We start from the raw sequence: 21,121 nt of genomic DNA, 5'->3' as shown, positions 1-21,121 counted from the left end.
TATCACTGCGTTGATGAATTTTTGACAACGCGGCGCGCTATTTTTTCTTAGCTACATCGTCAGCGGCATCGATATCACTGGCCAAAGATTGCAGCACGGCCAGCAATTCCGCATCACCAATATCGCGAAGGCCATCCCCCAAAGCTACGGGAACAGGCTTTAATGGGCGGGGAGGGCGCGGCACCTGCACTGGTTTGGGCGGTGTGACCACGCCGTGCCGAAATTTGACTTTGGTGATAGCGGTATAGCCGAAAAAGCGGTTCACGCGGGTTATAATTTCCGGCGTTACATGCTGCATCAAAACCGCATGCGCACCATTTACCACCAGATGTAATGTGCCTTCTGATTTCTTGCCCGCTGGAAAACGGATCGATTCCGGCAGGGAGATTGCGGCATAGCGTTCTCCGGCAATTTCTGGCCAACGTGTCACCACAGAGCTTTGCACGAAACCGAACTTCTTAAATGCTGTGCGGCCAATTTCGGGCATCAGGTCGGCAATGGCCTTGGCTTCACCGCCGCGTGCGCGCTTCCATGTTTTTGGAAATGATCCCTTGGGCGATGATGCGCGTTTTGTATCAGAGCTCTTGCCGACAGGCTTTGCGCCTCTCGGTTTTTTCTGTTCGGGGTCATCTGATGCGCTTTTCATAATGGCGCATATGTGCCACAGCCTGTGCATGTCCGTCGAGCCATTATCGCCCATGCAACAGCGGGTTGTTGATAATAATATGCCAGAGAAAAACCCCGAAATAGCGAATGAATTGCTGCGCTGGTATGACAGCAATGCACGGGATTTGCCGTGGCGAGCAGCGCCGCACAGCAATAGCGCAAACCCTTATCATGTCTGGCTATCAGAAATTATGCTGCAACAGACTACGGTTGCTGCTGTAAAACCCTATTTTGCCAAATTTACTGAGCAATGGCCTGATATTGCTGCTCTGGCCGCTGCGAAAGAGGAGGATGTCCTGGCGGCATGGGCAGGGCTTGGCTATTATGCCAGGGCGCGCAATCTGGTGAAATGTGCGCGGCAGATAATGGCCGAACATGATGGTGTATTTCCATCGACCGAACAGGCTTTGCGGACATTGCCCGGGATTGGTGATTATACCGCAGCCGCCATAGCGGCCATTGCCTTTGGTCAAAGGGCGGTTGTGGTTGATGCCAATGTTGAGCGTGTGGTGGCGCGGCTCTATTGTGTTGATGAACCATTGCCCAATGCTCGTAAGGCAATCCGTTCGTTAACTGATGGCATTACGCCGCAAAGCCGGTCCGGGGATTTTGCGCAGGCAATGATGGATCTGGGCTCATCTGTGTGCTGGGCACGTGAAGCACAATGCGCGATCTGCCCTTTGCAACCCTATTGCCAAGCCGGCCAAGCAGATATGGCGCTGCGTTATCCGGTCAAAAAGCCCAAAAAAGCCAAGCCGGTGAGGCAGGGCAGCGCCTACTGGATTGAAAAACAGGGCGCCATATGGCTGGTAAAACGCCGTGATGATGCGATGCTGGGCGGGATGCGTGCCTTACCGGACAATGGTTGGCGTGCGCGCAATGATGGTGACATTTCTCCGCCTCTGAATGGGCCATGGTCGGACATTGGCGATCCTGTTATTCATCATTTCACACATTTTACCATCCATTTGCAACTCAAAGCCTATCAAGGCTCTGTGGAGTCAATGGAAGCGGTGATTGGGCAAAATAGTGGTGAGTGGTGGCCGGTAGAAACGTTGGAGGCAGCGGGTCTGCCAACCCTTTTTGCCAAGGCGGCAAAGATCGGCCAGCAGCAGCTTGGGCGTTTGTTGTAATATATCGGCAACTTGTCGAATGTTTCGATACATATTAACAATGATGTCAGTTTTGCTTGCCTTTGCGGCATTTCGCCTTTCATAAGGACGTCAAATGACACGGTATAAAGTCTTTAGGAGAATTCCCCCATGCAAAATACACAAAATATGCAAACCCAAAGTCTGACAGACCAGAATTTGTTACGTGATGCCAGCCTGACCCGCAGAGGGTTGCTGCGTTCGGCTGGTGCTATGGGGCTGGTTGCCGCCGCTCCTATCAGCGCCGCGACAGCCTTTCAGGGACCAAGTTTTCCTATTCTGACAAAAGAATTGAACGGTTATGTCGCGAAGAAAAAAGTCGCAGGCATGATCGCAGCCATTGGCTTTGGCAATCAGGAGCCACAATATATTAGTGTAGGCACCATGAATTTGGGCGGCAGCATGCCAGTGACCAAAGAGACATTGTGGCGCATCTATTCGCAAACCAAACCAGTAACCGGCATGGCGGCTATGATATTGGTCGATGAAGGCAAGTTGGATTTGGACCAGCCTATTGCCGATTTTGTGCCCGAATTTGCCAATATGAAAGTATTGAAGAAAGCTAATGGCAGTCTCTCCGATACTGTGGATGCCACGACACAAATCACGCCGCGCCATTTGATGACGCATACAGCGGGTCTGGGCTATAATATTGTTTCTAAAGGCCCATTGCTGGATGCGTATAATGAGCAAGGGATCAACCCTGGACAGGTCAGCAAAATGGCTTTGCCGGGCTTTCCAGTGCCTGCGCCAACGCCGCCCATTGACGAATTTGCACGGCGGGTGGCGTCACTACCCTTGATCGCTAATCCTGGCGAAAAATGGAGCTATTCCATTGGTCTCGACGTTTTGGGCTATATTATCCAACTGGCGTCAGGCGTTGAATTTGGCGAGTTTTTGAAAACCCGCATTTTTGATCCACTGGGCATGAACAGCACATATTTCACGGTTCCCGAGGCAGATCTGCCGCGCTTACCGGCAAATTATGCTGTCGCTTTTGGCAGCCTGTTCCCAATCGATACGCCGAATGACAGCGTGTATTCTGAAAAACCGGCATTTCCTTATGGCGGTTCAGGCCTTGTCAGCACGGCCTATGATTATGACCGTTTCTTGCGCATGTTGCTGGGCAAAGGCGCATTGAACGGCACACGCATCATGTCAGAAAAAGCCGCAACTTTGGGCATGTCCAACCTCTTGCCAAATGGTGTTAATCTCAAAGGCAGCTGGGTTGAGGGGCAGGGCTTTGGCGCTGGCGGACGTGTTGGTCTGGGTGAACAAGCAGGAACATTTGGTTGGGGCGGCGCTGCTGGCACCAATGCTTTTGTTGATACTGCGCGCGGTTTCCGTGCTGGCGGTTATGTCCAATATATGCCGTCAAATGCATATCCATTCCAGGCAGAGTTCCCCAAACTTGTGTATCAGGATCTGGCTGCGCTCGCTCAATAAGATAATGGCCCAATAAGATAATGGCCCAATAAGTAATGGTGCAGAAGATGATGGTCTCACAGCGCTTAGCGAAGAACGCATTGATAACATTATGAGTAAGTCTGCTGCGGCATTGACCGCCATATCACCCTATATGACCGGCGCGACGATTCAGCGTGCCGATCATATTCGGACTGACCCTGATGCGTTGGCGCAGCATATGCATTGGCGCGCAAAATTGCTGAAACTGGACAATTTAGCGCCGGGGATAACACCCGAAGGTGGGTTATTGTGGCAATCGCTTGGTGAATTGGAGGCTGATGAAGAGCCTTTATTTCTGGGGCTTGATGGTGAAACCCCGTATTTTGTCGCGCTTCCTGCGCCTTCAGGGCCGCGCGGTGTGGAGCATTATAACCCCCATTTGTGGCAGGCCATTGCGCATATGCCACGCGAACAATTGGCGCTTTACGGTGCTGCACGTTCGCTCGTTGATTGGCATCAGCGGCATGGTTTTTGTGCTGTTTGCGGCATCCCGACAAAGATTAGCAAGGCTGGCTGGGCTCGGCACTGTGATAAAGATAATGGCGGCTGCGGAGCTGAGCATTTCCCGCGTGTTGATCCGGTTGCCATTATGTTGGCAGAGCATGATGGCAAGATATTGCTGGGCCGCCAACCTCGCTTTCCAGCGAAGCGTTTTTCTGCGCTCGCCGGATTTATTGAACCAGGCGAGTCGATTGAAGAAGGCGTAGCGCGAGAGCTTTTTGAAGAGGCAGGGATTACCGTGCACAATGTGCGCTATGTCACCAGCCAGCCATGGCCATTTCCATCATCATTGATGATCGCCTGTATCGTAGATTGCGATGACCCGACGCTGACACTCGATACAACCGAAATAGAAGAGGCGGACTGGTTTGATCGCGAACAAGTGGTGGCAGCGATGCGCGGGGATAAGAATGCAGCCTTTATTGCACCGCCGCCTTTTGCCGTTGCTTATGATTTGATGAAATATTGGCTCGACACATAACGTGCCGTGCCACGCTGTGTATGCATGCCAAATAGCCTAATATAGTGAGAGAGAATATGACCGACGCCACCACTCCATATAAGATGCGCATTGACATTGTATCAGATGTTGTCTGCCCATGGTGCATCATTGGCTATAAACAGGTTGAAAAAGCTCTAGAGTTGGTCGGATCAGATATTGATGCCGAAATTGTGTGGCAACCTTTTGAGCTTAACCCGAATATGCCGCCAGAAGGGCAGGATATTGCCGAGCATGTTGCGCAAAAATATGGTGCAACGCCAGAAAGTAGCGCAAAAACGCGCGGACATATGGCCGCTTTAGGGGAGTCGCTGGGCTTCACCTTTAATAATGCGCCGGGTAAGCGGATTTACAACACTTTTCAGGCACATATATTGCTGCATTGGGCGATGGAACATGGCGGATCAAAGGCGCAAACCGCGCTAAAAATGGCGCTGTTTACGGCCTATTTCCAAGACAATAAAGATGTCAGCCAAGAGCATGTTCTGCTGGAGGCCGTTGAAGAGGCAGGGCTGGATAGTGATGCTGCGCGCGCTGTACTGAATGACCCTGAAGAATCACAAAAGGTCCGCGCTGACCTGAATGCATGGATAGAGCGCGGCGTTTCCGGCGTTCCGGCAACGATTGTCGATGGCAAATATATGATCCCCGGCGCTCAAGATGCCGAAACATTTGCGCAGGTATTTCAGAAGGTCCGCAATAAGGCTCTTACCGGCTAATCTAGCTAGGCTATCTGTGGGCCTTTTAGATTAGCGCTAACCTTGCCAGTTCCTTGACCAATAAGGGCGGCAGCTCATCAATATCGCCGCTGTCTCCGATACCATCTTTGGGTGCGTCACCATCTTCAAGATAACGCCAGCCCTGATGTGCACGGCGCGGTGTGCGGATAACGGGTATCAGAACAGGCTCCAGCCTGATCCAATAACGGCCCTGACCATTTTCCTGAAAGCCCAATATAGGGCTGCGTCCGACTATGGCGCGGCTATGTATCCAGAATAAAGAACCGCCCGCAATTTCGGGTTCGCGCTTGGGTTTATAGCGTGTGGTTAGGCGCGCTTCACCAATCCCGCCATTGGTCTTATTTTGCGATTCCAGCCATCGACGCAGGGTTGCTGGGCTTTCGCTGCCAAAGGCAATTTTGGTAAGATGGAGAGGCATAGACCATCTAATTGGTAAGTGGATGATGATTAGGCAAGAGCCAAGCAAATGCTATCCACTTATCTGCGTTATCCGCGCAGCCTATGATCGCCAAATTGCTGGGTTGCGATTGCGCTGTACCTTAATCGGCAAGGCTTTTGCCATTCACAACCTCCATTTGCTTTTTGGCCCATATATTGTCTTCTTCCCGTGCCAACATACGCTCCAGCATGGTTTTGCCGAGGCTAACATTATCTTGCCCCAGATAGACCTCGGCCATTGCTTTTAGGGCTTCCATATTTCTGGGCTGCAATAGCAATGCGCGCAGCAAATCCCGTTCACGCAACGCCGGGTCATCGCCTATTCGTCCGCGTGCGATTAACAGTTTCACATTATTGGGGTCGCTGGCGAGGAGAGGGTTCAAGATGCCGGCCGCTGCCTTCACATCGCCTCCCGCAGCCAAAGTGTCTGCACGTTCGATATTGCTGTCATAATTGGCGACCCGTTTAGCGGCGGTGCCACTTCTGAATATGTTGATATAGACTTTATCATCAAACAGCTTGTCGCTTTTATTATCCCATATTTTGGCAGCAATAGGCAGATAGGAACCGCGTTCTATATTGGTTGATGTATAGGCCGTTACGACATTATCTTTCAGGCTCAAGCTGCGCTTATAATGTGCCATGCCTATTTTTTCGTCATATTCTTTACCAGTGATTTCAATCTGGGCGCTATCTTCTGGTAATAGCAGTTGGATATTGACGCTCGCATAGCTTGGATTGGCCCAGAGCAGGGCCTGCTTATAATCGTCATCATCTCGCTCAGCGAAAAAATCTTCGCCTATGGTCATTTCATCAAGCAGGAACTCGCGAAAGTCTGATGCTTCCCCCCAGTCGATCTTCATCTCACCTGTGAACAAAAAGCCAGCCTGTTTTTTGGGCTTATCGACAATGAATTCCAACGACTTGAATGCAATATCGTCTTCAGATTCCTTATCCAGTAATTCTTGGATCGCGCGCTCACGTTCCGCTTCCGACTTTTCGTCCAGTCCTTGAATGACCGATAATGCACTGTCGCCGTGATAAATAATTTTCATTGTCACATTGGCATCTGTGTCAAAGCCAGCTCTGGCATCGATAATCATATCGCTCGTAATTTGCGGCTGCGCATAGCGATTATCGGTTATCTCTACCAAATCACTATCAGCCTCTAATGGCAGGGTATAATCGTAAAATACCGGCGGCAACAGATCGAGGTTATTGTCACCAAGCCGTGTACCATCCAGCCAATATGTTTTACCGTCCATGCGCAGGCGAACAAAGACATGGTTGAACCATCCTGGCATGGCTATGGCATCTTCTAGCTTATCATTGCCGCCTGTATTGACCAGGCTTGGCGTGGCATCCAATCCCAGTTCGCGCAAAATTGCGGTCAGCAATATTGTTTTGCCCTTGCAATCACCAAATTTGCTGGCCCAGACAGATTCAGCAGATGCCGGCGTATAATTGCCGAGCCCCTGAAAATTGCCGACATAGCGAATATCGGTTTGCACCATGGCCAATACCGTTTCGACAATTTGCCGCGGGGACAGGTTTTCTGCCCGCACTTGCTCAATATAATCGCGCAATGGTCCGGACGCAGGAACCTTTACCGCCTTTTCATAGACAGGACGAAATGCCTGTGCCATTTCGTCCCAATCGCGAAATGTGCTGATCTCATAGGCGCGTTCACGGTAATAACGGCCCAGCAATTTCTCTGGCATGGCTTCCCAGTCAACAGCGTCTTGCGTAAAGCCTTGGACTTTATATTTGCCTTTAATCTGCACCGGCATATCGGGCAGACCTTCACCTTTGGCGACTTTAAGATATCTGTCTTTGGGCCATACGACCCGCTGCACCAGCCGGTCTGCCTGATTACGGCCAGTGAAATAATGCCAGTTTTGATAATGGCCGGTCATGGGCGTGTAGGATGTTTCGATAGAAAAGGCGAATTCTATCAAATCGCCGACACGCAAATCCTGAATCTGCATAGATGCGGTAACCTGGCCGTCTAATATGCCTTCAGACAGGTTGGGTTCACGGCGGAACAGGGAAAAATCACCCTGTTTTTGCACCACATCTATAATCCGGCCATCGCGGATAATATTGAAACGGTGCAGAGTCGCTTTAGAGCGGCTCGGCTCCCACTCAATGGACATGGTGCCATAATCTTCCAGCGCAGAACGGTCGCTGATGCGATAGACCATGCGCTGATAGGCTATACCGCCCTTTTGGGTGATCATATATTGGTCACTATGCACGGCGGTGCTGGCCGCCAAACCGCGCGTGGCATCTGTTTGTTCGCTGGGTATCTCTGCAACCTCTACCCAATCAGGGATAGGCGCGATCAGCAATTCGGCCTCTGCGGTCAGGCTGGAAGGGTCAACTATCTGCTCGGATTGCAGTGGTGCAGCAAAAATTGCCGATAGCGGCAGAGACAATGCCGATGCGGTGAGCGCAAGGCGCAATGGAAAAAGTGATTGCTGTGCCACTAAAATGATTCCCTCTTAGACTTACAATAACATACAAACCAAATTGCTATAATTTCAACAAGTAAATCTATGAATATTCTGCACTATAAAAAGTATAACCTACTATTCAATAGTGCTCCATTGCGGGCAAAAATGCGTACGCAATGGGCAAATATGGGCATGCACATAAACCCTTGAACAGCCTCGCCCTGTTTATTATCATCATTATCACCAACATTCAGGGGTGGAGGGTTGCAATGAAGTTTACGAAGATTTTGCTGTGTCTGGGCGCGGCGTCCATGGCTGTACAGCCAGCCTATGCGGAAAAGAAAGACAAAGGACCGTCACGATATTTGCAATGTGATGGCCAGCCTAACAATACGACGGCTGGTGAGACAGCTGCCCGATTATTGGGAGCGATTACCTTACTCGCATTATTTGCTCCAAGCCCTGAGGCAGCCGACCCGGGCGCACGCAAATTTGGAGAGGAAGGCGTTGCTGTCTGTTCTACGCTTTTGGAAGGTGAAGAGGATATTGAGGGCAATCCGGTCAGGCGTTTGGAGCTTTTGCTCGCCCGTGCTGTCCATCATATCGAAGCAAAAAATTATGACGCGGCCATTGCTGATGTCGCCTTGGCAGAACGTGAAGCACAAGAAAAAGGCTTTATGGATGATCCATATTTTGCTCGCAGCTTTGCCCGATCCTTCCCGCAAATAAAAGCTGCTGCTCTTATCAGGTTAGGCCGATATGGCGAGGCGCAGGCGCTTATTGACCAGTCATTTGTGCAGGCGTCTTATTCGGTTCTGCCAGTGCTCACGACCAGCCAAAGAACAATGTTTCAGCGTCAACCAACCGAAAGTGAAGCACTGATACTTGATCGGAAGGCCAGAATAGCCCCGCCATTATTGGCCTTCAAGGCCAAAAGGTTGGAAGAATTGGGGCAGTTTGCAGAGGCAAGCGCAGCACGTGAGAGCGCTGTCATGCTGAATGAAATCTGGAACCCTGAATATGCAGATACTGATGATTTTGCTCAAGCTGCCATCAGCTTTGCTCTGGCGAGTAATTGGGAAAAAGCGACCCAATATCATGATATGGCAACGGCCAATCTTGCTGAGCGCAAAGCGGCGGGCAAGAATGAGGATGATCAAGGTAAGATCATAGAGCTTCTGGATCTTTTTGAGATTTTGAGCAATTATAATAAAGGTGAAGTGCAGATAGCGCGGCGCAATTTTGCCGCCCGTTCACAATGGGTTGCCCCGTCTTTTGGCGCGGTAATGGCGACCAACCAATTGTTGCGGACAGACGCCGAGGCCGATGACTTGTGGGGCGGATTGGAAAAAACACCCGAGCAGCTATGGCAGGAGCGGATGGACAAAGGTCTGACCGAAATGGTGGCCAAGGATGCGGATAACAAAACGCTCTTTTACAATATAGAGGGCATCTACAAAGCATCGGATTTTGAATCGCTTTCAAAACGTGTCTGGCGTGTCGAAAAATCAAAGATCATGCAGAAAGCAAAAATCAATGACGGAAAAGAGTTCGGATTTGATGGCTATTTGCTGTCTCTTTATGAGGGCAGCATAGACGCAAAATATGACGCATATTTGTTGCACTCAGCCCTTCTTGCGCGTCACAAAGGCTATAAGGAATTTTTCTTCGCGCCGCTATTAACGGGCCGCGGTTACGGCATGGTGCATTTTGTCGAACCTGAAAATAGTGAACGCTATAGCGAATTCTCACTCAATGCTGAGGAGGTCATTAACGAATTGTCGCAAATTATTCCTCCGCCGGAAGAGGTGAAACTGCGCAAACAGCAACGCAGAAAAAAGAAACGCTAGGCCCTCATTCTCAGCTGATGCTAAGTTTTCAAATGGCGGGGCAGGTGTCTGTAGATTTTAGACGCTGATTTACACAAGGCCGGAAATAACGGCCAGTCCCAAAAATGCGAAAAAGCCCATTGAGTCCGTTATCATCGTAACGAACACCGAAGATGCTACGGCCGGATCTTGTTTTAACCGGTCAAGTATCACGGGCACCAAAACGCCTGCCAAACCGGAAATGACGATATTGATGATCATCGCAACACCGATGACGACACCCAGCATGGCGTTGCTAAAGATTAAACCAGCCGCAACCCCAATGAGCAATGCAATCGTGATGCCATTGAGCAAGGCCACGCGCAGTTCCCTGCCAATAATCCTGCGTGTGTTGGATTGCGTTAATTGGTTCATTGCCAGAGCGCGCACGGCAACGGCCATGGTTTGCGTTCCGGCATTGCCGCCAATTGACGCAACAATTGGCATGAGCACAGCCAGCGCCACCATTTTTTCAATCGCTGCGCCGAACATATAGATGATGGCGCTGCCCACAACAGCCGTGCCCATATTGGCGATGAGCCAGCGCACACGGCTTTTGTAGCTGTCACGGATAGGCTCGTTAATATCACCTTCACCGGCACCGGACAGGCGCAATATGTCTTCGCCTGCCTCGGCCTGAATAATATGGACAATGTCATCCACAGTGATCTGCCCGACCAGTCGACCAGATGTATCAACAACAGCAGCGGAGATGAGCGCATATTTCTGGAAGCGCAGAGCAACCTCTTCCTGATCCATATCGGTGGGGATGAGCGTCTGCTCGCGGGTCATAACATCGCCCAGCGATATATCGCGCGGCGTGCGCAAGACCCAGCTGAGCTGGCATGTGCCGACAGGGTGATGCGCTGCATCAACAATGAACACTTCCCAAAATTCAGTGGTTAGATCGCCATGTTCACGCAAATAGTCGATCAGTTGGCCGACGGTCATATGCTCTGGCACGGCAACCAGATCGCGCTGCATTAACCGGCCTGCGGTCTCTTCGGGGTAGGAAAGGGCGTCCTCAATCGCTGCACGGTCTTCAGGTGTCAATTCTGCCAGAACGGCCTGCTGATCGGCAACTTCCAGATCTTCAATGACAGCAACTGCGTCATCGGTTTCCATTTGCCCAGCCAGCTCTGCGACCAGCCCTGCGGGAAGAAACTCAATAATATCCTCACGGACATAATCGTTCAGCTCTGCCAGCACATCTGCGCCCAGCAAATCGGTAATGGCGGCCGCTAAAGGTGCTCGTGCTTCGCTATCTACCAGCTCAAAAAGGTCGGCAATATCGGCAGGGTGTAATGTGCCGACCAGATCATAGGTGGAATCGTCCACACCATCGTCAAGCGATGCAACAACCCGGCGGACAAATTTGGGTTTCAGGCGATTTTCATCGTCCAACCCTTCTGGCAGGGCATCATTATCGTGGTCTTCGATATCCAGCATCGTCATGCCTATATGCTCCTAACACCCGTGCGCTCTTGCCCCTATAAGTCGCAAGCTACTGCAATTGCAATCGACACTGTGCCTTATGGTTGCAGATGGTCCAGCAGAAAAACATGATGCAGCGACATTATAACGCGTCAAAATCCTTGGGTGACAAAATTGTTGAACGCGCTATAGCGGCGGCGAATATTTAGCCCAAAACAGAAATAGCTGTTTTCGAAAAGAGAGAAGATTGATGAGCAACAAACTGACTTTTACCCTCTCCACTGGTGACGTTGTCATCACATTGCGCCCTGATCTTGCGCCGCAACATGTTGCGCGGATTACAGAGCTGGTAAAAGAAGGATTTTACGACGGCGTGAAATTTCACCGCGTCATTGATGGCTTTATGGCGCAGGGCGGTTGTCCGTTGGGCACTGGCACAGGTGGTTCTGATAAGCCTGATCTGCCGCAAGAATTTAACAGCGAACCGCATGTACGCGGAACCTGTTCTATGGCCCGCACCATGGACCCGAACAGCGCCAACAGCCAGTTTTTCATCTGCTTTGGTGATACCGAATTTCTGGACGGCCAATACACAGTATGGGGTCAGGTCACCGAAGGTATGGAAAATGTTGACGCCCTGCCAAAAGGCGAGCCACCAGCGAACCCAGGCATGATTGTAAAAGCCGTTATAGGCTAAGCCATAAAATCCATGAAAGGGGGCGGAGGGCTTCGCCTCCTTTTCCTTTTGGGGATTATAAAGCGGCTTTGACCAGCCAATCATGGAATAGCCTTACTGCGCGCATTTCCAATGCTGAGGGCATGCAGACAAACCAATAGCTATATGGGCTTTTGACCATTTTGCCTGGCAATTTCGCCAGTCTGTTATCCTGTGAATTGCGCAAATGATTGTCATGCATGATGGCAATACCCAATCCTTGCGCAGCGGCCTCCAGCATCAACGTACCGCTATCAAAGCGATCCACCGCAGCTTCTGAAAGATCATCAAAGCCCAATTCCTTTTTCCATTGGATAAAGGATTCCGGCATATCATTATGGATCAAGAAGGTCTGTCGCTCCATCGTTTTGCGTGAAGGGTTTTCGCCCAGCTTCTCCACCAATGCGCTTGATGCGATGGCGTAGATATAATTTTCGTCGAGCCGCACAGCATGCAGTTCGGGGTCAATTTCCTCGGTCAACACGATGGCTGCGTCGAGCGTATCGCCCAGCTTTTCCTCACCATGGGTCGATGAATTGATATCGATATGCAATGTGGGGTATAATTTGCGCAATTCGGGTAATCGGGGGAAAAGCCTCTGGCTGCCGAATAGCGGGAGGACACCCAAGCGCAGCCGCAAGGCATTTTGAGAATCCTGATGGGAATGGACCGCATCGGACAAAGCCTTAAATGCCGGCAATATGCTTTGATATAATGCCGTGCCGTCTTTATTGAGCGCGAGCAGCTGTTTTTGGCGCCGGAACAATTTTTTGCCCATAAAGTTTTCGAGTGAGGCAATTCTGCGACTTAATGCAGATGGAGAAATCGCCAATTCGCTCGCCGCAGCACGGGCCGAACCGAGTCGTGCAACCTGTACAAACGCTTCCAATGATCTTAAGGGTGGCAACTGCCGCATATGGGTAAATACTCCGATTCGGACGCGTTATAAATGAATTTTCATAAAAATTGTGCGCCGCAATAAATTTTTCCGCCTATATAAAATATTGTATATCAGTAATTTATATAACATAATTGCATAGAATGCAACTTACTACTATCTTTTCGCACTTGCACAATTATGGTTTTTGCCACATTTAGAGTGGGCCTTTTAGGCATCCTCTCCTATATACCTTTTACGGCCAGCCTTCGGGCTGGCCTTTTTTTTGCCAATATTCCGCTCAACGCACGAAATCGAATTATGTGCCGTCAGCATTTGAATTATTGCGCTTCTGCACCTAGGTTTCATCTGACAAGTTTTTGAACAGATGGGATGAATATATGCCGACAACGGAGCCAGGCGCCGCGCAACAAGACGTAAAATTGCAGGTTGCCAATGCCCGCCCTGAAGATAGTGGCAGAGGGTTGGCGAGGATTAGCCAAGATATGATGGCCAAATTGGGCATCGCAGAAGGGGATGTTATCGCTGTGCGCGGTAAGAAAGAGACTGCTGCGCGCGCGGTTCTGCCTTATCCCGAAGATCAAGGTCTGGAATTTGTCCGGCTGGATGGTTTCTTACGGGCCAGTGCCGGCGTTGGTTCAGGTGATTTTGTCCATCTTGCAAAAGCTGAGTCGCGTCCTGCTCAAAAAGTCGTCTTGGCACCAGCGCAAAAAGATCTGCGCTTACAAGGGTCCAGCGCGGCATTGAAACGCAGTTTTGCCGGTCGCCCTATGGTGGCGGGTGATTTTGTTGCAACCAATGGCCAGCAACAGGTTAATCGCGGTGATATGCCTGCCCAATTGCGCCAGATGCTGAACACACCGGCCTTTGCTCTTACCCAAGTGCGCTTGGTTGTGGTGAGCACGGTGCCTAAGGGCATTGTGCATATCGCAGCCGATACCGAGGTCGAGCTGCGCCCCGAATATGAAGAACCAAAGGACGCACGCCGCGCGGATGTCACCTATGATGATATTGGCGGAATGAGCGAAACAATCGATCAATTGCGTGAAATGGTGGAATTGCCGTTACGTTACCCCGAATTATTTACGCGGCTGGGCGTTGATCCACCGCGCGGGGTTTTGCTGCACGGCCCTCCGGGAACCGGCAAGACGCGGCTGGCCAGAGCGGTCGCGAATGAAAGCGATGCCGAGTTTTTCCTGATCAACGGCCCTGAAATTATGGGCTCTGCATATGGCGAGTCAGAGAAAAAACTGCGTGAAGTTTTTGAGGCAGCGACCAAGGCTGCGCCTTCTATCTTGTTTATTGATGAGATTGATTCGATTGCTCCCAAACGTGAGCGCGTGCAAGGCGAGGCAGAAAAGCGTCTGGTTGCGCAATTATTGACATTGATGGATGGGTTGGAGTCACGCGTCAATCTGGTGGTGATTGCTGCAACCAACCGGCCTGATGCTATTGATGAAGCGCTGCGCCGTCCGGGACGTTTTGACCGTGAAATTATCGTTGGTGTACCTGACGAGACAGGACGACGAGAGATTTTTGGCATCCACACGCGCGGCATGCCGTTATATTCTGATGTTAATCTTAATGAATTGGCACGCACGACCTTTGGCTTTGTCGGTGCAGATATCGCTGCTCTAACGCGTGAAGCCGCTATAGAGGCTGTGCGGCGCATCATGCCGAAAATCAATCTGGAGGAGCAGACCGTCCCGCAGGAAGTGCTGGACGATCTGTGTGTCAACCGTGATGATTTTATGGAAGCGATCAAACGCGTTCAGCCATCGGCCATGCGCGAAGTTATGGTGCAAGCGCCTGATGTTAGCTGGTCAGATATTGGTGGATTGGACGAAGCACAGGCAAAGCTGAAAGAAGGGGTCGAACTGCCCTTGAAAAACCCTGATGCGTTTGCACGTTTGGGTATTCGTCCGGCGAAAGGCTTCTTGCTCTATGGACCGCCCGGCACAGGCAAGACTTTGCTGGCCAAGGCTGTTGCCAAGGAATCGCACGCCAATTTTATCGCGACCAAATCATCGGATATGCTGTCCAAATGGTATGGCGAAAGCGAGCAACAGATTGCTCGACTTTTTGCCAGAGCACGGCAAGTCGCGCCGACAGTTATTTTTATCGATGAAATTGATAGCTTGGTTCCCGCGCGTGGCGGCGGAATGGGTGAACCACAGGTCACAGAGCGTGTGGTCAATACCATCTTGGCAGAGATGGACGGGCTGGAAGAGATGCAATCTGTGGTTGTGATTGGCGCCACCAACCGGCCCAATATGGTTGACCCTGCATTGCTGCGCCCAGGCCGTTTTGATGAGCTGGTCTATGTGTCTGTGCCCGATATGGGCGGGCGTCGCCGCATCTTGTCTATCCATACCAGCAAGATGCCACTGCATAACGATGTTGATCTGGATAAAATCGCCGAAATGGCAGAATTTTATACCGGGGCGGATCTGGAAGATCTTGTGCGCCGTGCTGGCTTATTTGCACTTCGAGAGCGTGGCTTTGATAGCGCGGATATTGATATTGAAGTCGAGCATAAGCATTTCATGCAAGCGCTAAAGGCTTCGCGGCCTTCTGTGACGCCCGATATGGAATCTGAATATGCCAAGATTGAATCGACGCTGAAGCAAAAAGCGATGGCGGTGAACCCGATCGGTTTTGTTACGCCGGGTATGTTAACGCCGGAGCGGGAAGATAAGCATTGATGCGGTCCAAAGCGCAGCTGACATGATGCTGCGCTTTGGTCGTTATCCTATTTGCTCTAGCCTTCAATAACCATATCGCCGGGGTGATGTTTATCGAGATGGCGTTTTATGATGCGCAGGTTTTTGGTGTTTGAGCGCCAGAACAGATCAAACAGATCACCCGCGACAGGAACGCTGCCGATCAGGGTGTCAATGCCGATATTGCCGATCATACGCGCCATTTGAAAGCGCGAAAGCCCCAGATTGCGGGCTTCCCAAACCATATAAAGCCCCATGACAGCGGTGATAACATCGCCCACAATCGGAACCAGACCCAATATAGTATCAAGCCCAATAGGCACTTTCACACCGGGCAGGACCATGCTGCGTTCTAATACCGCTTCCAACGCTTCCACCCTTTGGCGCACGGCTTTGGGGTCGCGGGGAAGGGCTTCAAGCCCTTGTTTAATCATGTCTTTGGTGCTTGGCGAAACGGCCATGCTGTTTTCCTCAAAATTGCTTGCCCATTATTAATTTGGGGTTTCAAGCAGAGGAAGCAAGGGGTGGAGACCTGCCCCATTGGCGACAAAGCCATCGATATCGCCGCTAACCAGCGACCACCGTATCGGCTGACCGAGCGGGATATAATTGTTAAAGCGCGTCATCAGAGTCTCGACCTCGGCCATTTTTGTGGCCCGCAAATCGCTATCAAAAGCGGCGCGGGCATCCTGCAACTGAAACTCGCTTTCTTCGTCACAAAGTTTTTGCCGTGCACAACCCAGCTGCGATATATACCATTCCGCGCCATTATATCTGGCCACCTCGTCAATCAGCACCAGATCGGCATAGCTGCCATTGGTGACCATTTGCACATCAATGCCGATTAAGCGCCAGTCTGCGCGTAATTTTGCCATAAGATAGCGTGCGCCCGCCCCTTCCGGCATGGCAACGCGCAAAGTACGGACCAGACGGTTGCGATTTTGCCAACTGATAACCCGCAAACGAGCGGTTGCTCGGCGCTCAGCTATGCTCAAATCTTGCCAGCGATCTGCGACAATCGGTGTATAATCTGGAACATCGGCGGGAATGATCCGTGATGTTGCGCCCCAATTTTGTAATTGCAGGGCTGGCAGTAAGTTGGTGCGATCAATGGCCATAGAGAGCGCTTCACGATTTGCCGGCTCAGCCAGAAACCCTTCATCATTGGTGATAACCAACCCAAACAGGCCCGGCGCGGGGTCAAGCTGTAACCGGCTGCGCGCAATTCCAGCAACATTGACCAATGGCAGATTGTGAAATCTCCCCCCCAGTACCAAATCAGATTGGCCGCTGCGGAACAGTTCCACGCTTTTCGCTGCCTTGTCAGAGCGTACCTGCAAAGGCAAGTTGCCCCTGTTGGTCAATATTTCTTCTTCTTCTGGGCTTAGTGGCATTATCGACAAAACCGCTGGAGTAGATGGGCTATCAAGTTTTAGCGGGCCGGAAACACGTCCATCAACCCGGACCCCCATTTCAGGCTGCGCCAATATTTGCAGCAAATTGGGGAAGGGGTTATTGAGGCGGACTTCGACAACAAATTGCGTCATTGCGCGGATATCGCGAATGGCCGCTACATCTGCGGCAAGGCGGCCTGTCCTTTCTATCGCCAGCCTTTCGCTTAGTCCGCGTGCAATATCGGCCGCATTGGCATCAGTGCCATCGGCCCAATTTTGGTTGCGAATGCGAAAGACATAGCTCAGCCCATCATCGGTAACGACCCAGCGTTCGGCCAGGCCGGGAGTGATTTGCCCCTGCTCGTCAAAACGAACCAGCCCTTGGGCTATCGCCATGCGGATATTGCGTGCCCCGGGGGATAATGTCTTGCGGCCAATCTCAAACAATGTCTGCTGCTTATCAATGATGGATATGACAGTATTGCTCTCGCCTGATGAGCTGCAGGATGCCAAAGCCATAAGCGAAAAAACCAGCGATAGCGGAACCATTATGGCGCGCATGAGAGACAGTAGAAGGGATAGAAACCGAGTCACATAGGCACCTTACATCTATTCATTGCGCTCTGCTATCGCTTAGACGCTTGATAGTGCGTGAACATGCTGAGGCTTGGCTGACCTAGTATGTGTTATTGGGTTGTGAATGATAAGGTGCTGCTGGGGTGAATGTTCAGCACATTGTCTTGCCAGCCCGATATACGCGGACTGACCAAATTGCGGGCTGTGTAATAATATAAGGGCAATATCGGCGCGTCCTCGGCCAATAGCAATGCGGCATCATAGAGCGCTTTTTCCCGCATCATAGGATCAGCCAGACCAGCGGCTTTGGCCAGAAGCGCATCATAATCAGGATTATTGTAACCGCTATAATTGGATGGACCGGCATTTGGGGAATGGACGGCCAGAAAATTTTCTGGTGTGGGCAGATCGGCAATCCATCCTGAACGCGCCAGTGCAAAATCACCGCGGCGCAGACCTGCAAAATGCAGTGATGCCTCGCTGTTCAAAACACTCGCTTCAACCGGCAGTTCCGACCACATCGCCGCCAGCGCGACAGCGACGCGCTTATGTTCGCGCGAACTGTTAATGCGAATGTCAAAACGCAGTGGTTTTTGGTCATTATAACCAGCATCCTCCAGCAATCGCCGCGCTTGCTTACGGCGGGCTGCGATGTGGGACGCTTGGTTATTGTCATCATGGCTTTGCGTGTTTTGGAAGCGCCAAAGTCTTTGCGGCACGACCAGATGGGCAGGGCTATTGCCCAATCCGATAAGCTCTTCAGTCAGGAATGTCCGGTCAACCGCCATGGACAAGGCGCGGCGGATATTGGCGTTATCAAATGGCGCGGTGCGGCTGTTAAACGCAAAATAATAGGTGCCCAGATAATCGGACACATGCACAAATTCTGCATGATTTTCCATCAGCCATTGATGGCGATTGCTGGGGTAATCACTCGCTATATCTGCTGCACCACCCAGAATTTGCCGCATCCCGTTCAATGCATCATCTGCCGGCTTCCACTGTATTTCAGCAATATCAGGCGCATCCTGATGCCAATGCGGATTGGCTTGCAGAACGATCCGGTCATTCAAAATCCATTGCGCGGTGCGATAGGCGCCGCTGGTCACTAAGGGACGTTCGCCAGTCCATTGGTCGCCAAGCTGTGCAATGCGGTGCATGGGCAAAGCCGCCATGGCGGGATGGGCCAAAAGTGCGGGCAGTTCGGGATAAGGATTGTGCAATATCACCTGCACTGCTGCATCGCCCTGAGCAGATATAGCCATGATAGGCGCAAACAGGGCTTTGTGCGGTGATGCAGTGGCATCGGCCTGCAAACGCTGCCAAATGCTGGCAAAGGTCTGCGTTATGATCGGGTGCCCATCGGAAAATTTCAGATTGTCGCGCAAGGTAAAGGTCCAGACCTTACCATCGGTGCTGACAGTCCAGCTTTTGGCAAGGCCAGGTTCGGCTTCACCTTTGCCGTTAAAGCGGGTTAGCCCTTCAAACTGATCCCGCGCAACGCGGATAGCGGCCAGATCAGACACTTTTTGTGGATCAAGGCCACGTATCTCTGCATCCGATAATCGGATAAGAGCGTCTTCATCTTGTCTGTCGGCTATGATTTCTCCGGCGGTTTCTTCGGTGCAGCCGCTTGTTAAACCAAGCAGCAATATTGCGGCGATAAGGGCGGCGAAGCGATAGTCGATAGTTGACAGCCATGACCGCTTCATGGTCTGCTGATGCCACATAAAAATAAAGCGAGAGGGTATCCCTGTTTCCATGTCGATGAATATGCAACAAATTGTTTTGGCGCGCCACTGTGATGGCCTTCCGGTCCCCGAAGATTTTAAAATTGAGGATGCGCCGCTACCCGAACCGGGCGATGGTGAGTTTCGCATTGCGCATATTTATAACTCGGTTGATCCGGGCACGCGCTCGCGACTTTCCGGCTCGGCAACATATGCCGCCGCGCAGAAAATCGGTGCGCCAATGGATGGCTTTTCGGTCGGACGGGTTGAGGCCAGCAACCATGAAAAATATCCAGACGGCACGTTGGTGTTTTTCGCTGGGGGATGGCGCACACACAGCATTCACAATGGCAAGGGTTTTATCGGGCCAGTGACGCCGGGATTGCCGTTATCCTATTGGATTGGCGTGTTGGGTGTGCCGGGCCTAACGGCCTATTGCGGGCTAAAGGAAACCGCGCAATTTCGCGCGGGCGATGCAGTGCTGATATCCTCTGCCGCAGGGCCCGTTGGGGCAACTGCTGGCCAATTGGCTAAGGCGTGGGGCGCATCAAAAGTGGTGGGCATTGCGGGCAGTGATGCCAAATGCAATTGGCTGACCGAAGAGGCTGGGTTTGATGTGGCCATCAATTATAAAAGCGTTGATGATCTGGATGCAGCGATCAGCGCAGCCCTGCCTGATGGCGTGGATTTGCTGTATGATAATGTTGGCAATGCAATGATTGAACGCGTTTTGCCCAAGATGCGGCTCAATGGGCGTATCTGTGTGGCGGGGCAAGTGGCGGATTATTCGCTGGCGCTGGAGGACAGGCCGGGCATTCGCACCACAACGCCGTTCATCACGCACCAGATTATGATGCGCGGTCTGGTCGTATTTTACCACGCCAAAATGTTCTCTGAGGCCCTGCAGACTATGGCTGGCATGATTGCCAAAGGGGAATTGAAATTGCAGGAAGAGCGTTTTGACGGGCTGGCCGCCATGCCAGAGGCGTTTTGCGGTCTGTTTCGCGGGGAGAATATGGGCCGGCGCGTCGTTAAAGTGGGTGAGGAATAATGGCGGCGGCCTTTGCGATTGAGAGCGCGAATTATCAGCGTTTTACCTTTGCGCGTGACGGCAAGATATTAACGGCCTTCATAACATCCGATCATCCGGTCAATGGTGTCGATGCCATCATGCACGATGAATTGGCGACCATCTTTACCGATTTACAGCGCGATGCGGACAGCGATATCATCATATTGTCGGCCAAAGGCCGTGCCTTTTGCGCTGGCGGTGATTTTGACTGGTTTGCTGAGCAAATTGATGATCCCGCAAAATTCCGCAGCATCGCCTGGGATGCGAAGCGCATTGTCTCTGGGCTGCTGGAAATGGAGAAACCGATTATTTGCCGCCTAAATGGTGCTGCGGCCGGGCTGGGGGCAACCATCGCTTTGCTGTGCGATATCATCATTGCTGATGAAAAGGCACTAATTGGTGATCCGCATGTTAAGGTCGGGCTGGTGGCCGGTGATGGCGGCGCCCTGATATGGCCGCAACTGATCGGCTATGCCAAGGCGAAAGAATTGCTGATGACCGGCGATTTGTTGACCGCAGTGGAGGCGAAAGAGCTGGGCCTGATCAACTATGCGCTGCCTGCTGATCAGTTGGACGCAAAAGTCTCTGAAATATGCGGCAAGATTTTGGGCAACCCAAAATGGGCTGTGCGCTGGACGAAAACGGTCACCAATATCCCGCTCAAAGCACTGGCTGCGCAGCTGATGGACGCCAGTATCGGCTATGAAAGTGTTTCCAACTTTCTGGATGATCGGCGCGAAGCGGTTGCTGCCATGGCTGAAAAGCGCGCACCCAATTTGACCGGGGAATGATG

Annotated in this window: 17 protein-coding genes; 9 read left to right on the top strand and 8 right to left on the bottom strand. The window is 51.5% G+C overall.

Features of this window, described 5'->3' with window-relative positions; genetic code table 11:
• Positions 1-37: 37 nt before the first annotated feature.
• A complete protein-coding gene (locus tag ACR9YC_RS11050; protein WP_438727604.1) occupies positions 38-646 on the bottom strand; it encodes a DUF721 domain-containing protein in 609 nt (202 codons plus the stop codon).
• 79 nt (positions 647-725) lie between these two features.
• Here ACR9YC_RS11050 and mutY point away from each other — a divergent pair, with 79 nt between their 5' ends.
• The 4 genes from mutY (at position 726) to ACR9YC_RS11030 (ending at position 5,003) form a co-directional block, all read left to right on the top strand.
• A complete protein-coding gene (mutY, locus tag ACR9YC_RS11045) occupies positions 726-1,799 on the top strand; it encodes an A/G-specific adenine glycosylase (RefSeq protein ID WP_438731775.1) in 1,074 nt (357 codons plus the stop codon).
• 129 nt (positions 1,800-1,928) lie between these two features.
• On the top strand, positions 1,929-3,263 hold the full coding sequence (locus ACR9YC_RS11040) for a serine hydrolase domain-containing protein (protein ID WP_438727601.1): 1,335 nt from the start codon (positions 1,929-1,931) through the stop codon (positions 3,261-3,263).
• Positions 3,264-3,354: 91 nt separating this feature from the next.
• A complete protein-coding gene (gene nudC / locus ACR9YC_RS11035; protein WP_438727598.1) occupies positions 3,355-4,266 on the top strand; it encodes an NAD(+) diphosphatase in 912 nt (303 codons plus the stop codon).
• 56 nt (positions 4,267-4,322) lie between these two features.
• The gene (locus tag ACR9YC_RS11030; RefSeq protein WP_438727595.1) at positions 4,323-5,003 is read left to right on the top strand and encodes a DsbA family oxidoreductase; all 681 of its coding nucleotides are present in this window, start codon (positions 4,323-4,325) and stop codon (positions 5,001-5,003) included.
• 25 nt (positions 5,004-5,028) lie between these two features.
• Here the strand turns inward: ACR9YC_RS11030 and ACR9YC_RS11025 are convergent, their stop codons facing one another.
• Positions 5,029-5,442, bottom strand: coding sequence for a DUF1489 family protein (locus tag ACR9YC_RS11025; RefSeq protein WP_438727592.1), 414 nt, complete (start codon positions 5,440-5,442; stop codon positions 5,029-5,031).
• Between the two features lie 121 nt (positions 5,443-5,563).
• Positions 5,564-7,951, bottom strand: coding sequence for a DUF3857 domain-containing protein (locus tag ACR9YC_RS11020; RefSeq protein WP_438727590.1), 2,388 nt, complete (start codon positions 7,949-7,951; stop codon positions 5,564-5,566).
• A gap of 236 nt (positions 7,952-8,187) precedes the next feature.
• Here ACR9YC_RS11020 and ACR9YC_RS11015 point away from each other — a divergent pair, with 236 nt between their 5' ends.
• A complete protein-coding gene (locus ACR9YC_RS11015; RefSeq protein ID WP_438727587.1) occupies positions 8,188-9,768 on the top strand; it encodes a hypothetical protein in 1,581 nt (526 codons plus the stop codon).
• A gap of 69 nt (positions 9,769-9,837) precedes the next feature.
• Here the strand turns inward: ACR9YC_RS11015 and mgtE are convergent, their stop codons facing one another.
• The gene (gene mgtE / locus ACR9YC_RS11010; protein WP_438727585.1) at positions 9,838-11,241 is read right to left on the bottom strand and encodes a magnesium transporter; all 1,404 of its coding nucleotides are present in this window, start codon (positions 11,239-11,241) and stop codon (positions 9,838-9,840) included.
• Positions 11,242-11,470: 229 nt separating this feature from the next.
• On the opposite strand from mgtE, the gene ACR9YC_RS11005 reads away from it, so the two are divergent.
• Positions 11,471-11,917 carry a peptidylprolyl isomerase gene (locus tag ACR9YC_RS11005; RefSeq protein WP_438727583.1) on the top strand — a complete coding sequence of 149 codons (447 nt, stop codon included), beginning with the start codon at positions 11,471-11,473 and terminating at the stop codon, positions 11,915-11,917.
• Between the two features lie 55 nt (positions 11,918-11,972).
• Here ACR9YC_RS11005 and ACR9YC_RS11000 read toward each other — a convergent pair whose 3' ends face one another.
• Positions 11,973-12,851, bottom strand: a complete 879-nt coding sequence (locus tag ACR9YC_RS11000; RefSeq protein ID WP_438727581.1) for a LysR substrate-binding domain-containing protein — start codon at positions 12,849-12,851, stop codon at positions 11,973-11,975.
• Positions 12,852-13,213: 362 nt separating this feature from the next.
• Here ACR9YC_RS11000 and ACR9YC_RS10995 point away from each other — a divergent pair, with 362 nt between their 5' ends.
• Positions 13,214-15,538: a CDC48 family AAA ATPase gene (locus ACR9YC_RS10995; RefSeq protein WP_438727578.1), complete on the top strand. Its 2,325-nt coding sequence runs from the start codon at positions 13,214-13,216 to the stop codon at positions 15,536-15,538.
• A 56-nt stretch (positions 15,539-15,594) separates the two neighbouring features.
• On the opposite strand, the gene ACR9YC_RS10990 is transcribed toward ACR9YC_RS10995, so the two are convergent.
• From ACR9YC_RS10990 to ACR9YC_RS10980, 3 genes are all read right to left on the bottom strand, one after another.
• Entirely contained in the window at positions 15,595-16,017 is a 423-nt protein-coding gene (locus ACR9YC_RS10990) for a DUF4112 domain-containing protein (protein WP_438727575.1), read from the bottom strand.
• Between the two features lie 30 nt (positions 16,018-16,047).
• A complete protein-coding gene (locus tag ACR9YC_RS10985; protein ID WP_438727572.1) occupies positions 16,048-17,499 on the bottom strand; it encodes an ABC transporter substrate-binding protein in 1,452 nt (483 codons plus the stop codon).
• 137 nt (positions 17,500-17,636) lie between these two features.
• Positions 17,637-19,238 (bottom strand): peptide ABC transporter substrate-binding protein, encoded by a 1,602-nt coding sequence (locus tag ACR9YC_RS10980; protein WP_438727569.1) that lies wholly within the window; start codon positions 19,236-19,238, stop codon positions 17,637-17,639.
• Between the two features lie 49 nt (positions 19,239-19,287).
• Between ACR9YC_RS10980 and ACR9YC_RS10975 the strand changes: the two genes are divergently transcribed.
• A complete protein-coding gene (locus ACR9YC_RS10975; RefSeq protein ID WP_438727567.1) occupies positions 19,288-20,307 on the top strand; it encodes an NADP-dependent oxidoreductase in 1,020 nt (339 codons plus the stop codon).
• Positions 20,307-21,119 (top strand): enoyl-CoA hydratase/isomerase family protein, encoded by an 813-nt coding sequence (locus ACR9YC_RS10970; RefSeq protein WP_438727564.1) that lies wholly within the window; start codon positions 20,307-20,309, stop codon positions 21,117-21,119. The genes ACR9YC_RS10975 and ACR9YC_RS10970 overlap by 1 nt, the downstream gene beginning before the upstream one ends.
• Positions 21,120-21,121 lie beyond the last annotated feature (2 nt).

It is taken from the genome of Parasphingorhabdus sp. DH2-15 (genome assembly GCF_051668705.1).
GTDB lineage: Bacteria > Pseudomonadota > Alphaproteobacteria > Sphingomonadales > Sphingomonadaceae > Alterisphingorhabdus.
The sequence above is the reverse complement of the archived record's forward strand: the minus strand, read 5'-3'. Positions and strand labels throughout refer to the sequence as shown.

Excerpts from the sequence above, each read along its gene's own strand:
- ACR9YC_RS11025 (WP_438727592.1), bottom strand. The coding sequence starts at position 5,442 with ATGCCTCTCCATCTTACCAAAATTGCCTTTGGCAGCGAAAGCCCAGCA.
- ACR9YC_RS10990 (WP_438727575.1), bottom strand. The coding sequence starts at position 16,017 with ATGGCCGTTTCGCCAAGCACCAAAGACATGATTAAACAAGGGCTTGAA.
- ACR9YC_RS10975 (WP_438727567.1), top strand. The coding sequence starts at position 19,288 with ATGTCGATGAATATGCAACAAATTGTTTTGGCGCGCCACTGTGATGGC.
- ACR9YC_RS11015 (WP_438727587.1), top strand. The coding sequence starts at position 8,188 with ATGAAGTTTACGAAGATTTTGCTGTGTCTGGGCGCGGCGTCCATGGCT.
- ACR9YC_RS10995 (WP_438727578.1), top strand. The coding sequence starts at position 13,214 with ATGCCGACAACGGAGCCAGGCGCCGCGCAACAAGACGTAAAATTGCAG.
- ACR9YC_RS10970 (WP_438727564.1), top strand. The coding sequence starts at position 20,307 with ATGGCGGCGGCCTTTGCGATTGAGAGCGCGAATTATCAGCGTTTTACC.
- ACR9YC_RS11005 (WP_438727583.1), top strand. The coding sequence starts at position 11,471 with ATGAGCAACAAACTGACTTTTACCCTCTCCACTGGTGACGTTGTCATC.
- ACR9YC_RS10980 (WP_438727569.1), bottom strand. The coding sequence starts at position 19,238 with ATGAAGCGGTCATGGCTGTCAACTATCGACTATCGCTTCGCCGCCCTT.
- ACR9YC_RS11030 (WP_438727595.1), top strand. The coding sequence starts at position 4,323 with ATGACCGACGCCACCACTCCATATAAGATGCGCATTGACATTGTATCA.
- nudC (WP_438727598.1), top strand. The coding sequence starts at position 3,355 with ATGAGTAAGTCTGCTGCGGCATTGACCGCCATATCACCCTATATGACC.
- mgtE (WP_438727585.1), bottom strand. The coding sequence starts at position 11,241 with ATGACGATGCTGGATATCGAAGACCACGATAATGATGCCCTGCCAGAA.
- mutY (WP_438731775.1), top strand. The coding sequence starts at position 726 with ATGCCAGAGAAAAACCCCGAAATAGCGAATGAATTGCTGCGCTGGTAT.
- ACR9YC_RS10985 (WP_438727572.1), bottom strand. The coding sequence starts at position 17,499 with ATGGTTCCGCTATCGCTGGTTTTTTCGCTTATGGCTTTGGCATCCTGC.
- ACR9YC_RS11040 (WP_438727601.1), top strand. The coding sequence starts at position 1,929 with ATGCAAAATACACAAAATATGCAAACCCAAAGTCTGACAGACCAGAAT.
- ACR9YC_RS11050 (WP_438727604.1), bottom strand. The coding sequence starts at position 646 with ATGAAAAGCGCATCAGATGACCCCGAACAGAAAAAACCGAGAGGCGCA.
- ACR9YC_RS11000 (WP_438727581.1), bottom strand. The coding sequence starts at position 12,851 with ATGCGGCAGTTGCCACCCTTAAGATCATTGGAAGCGTTTGTACAGGTT.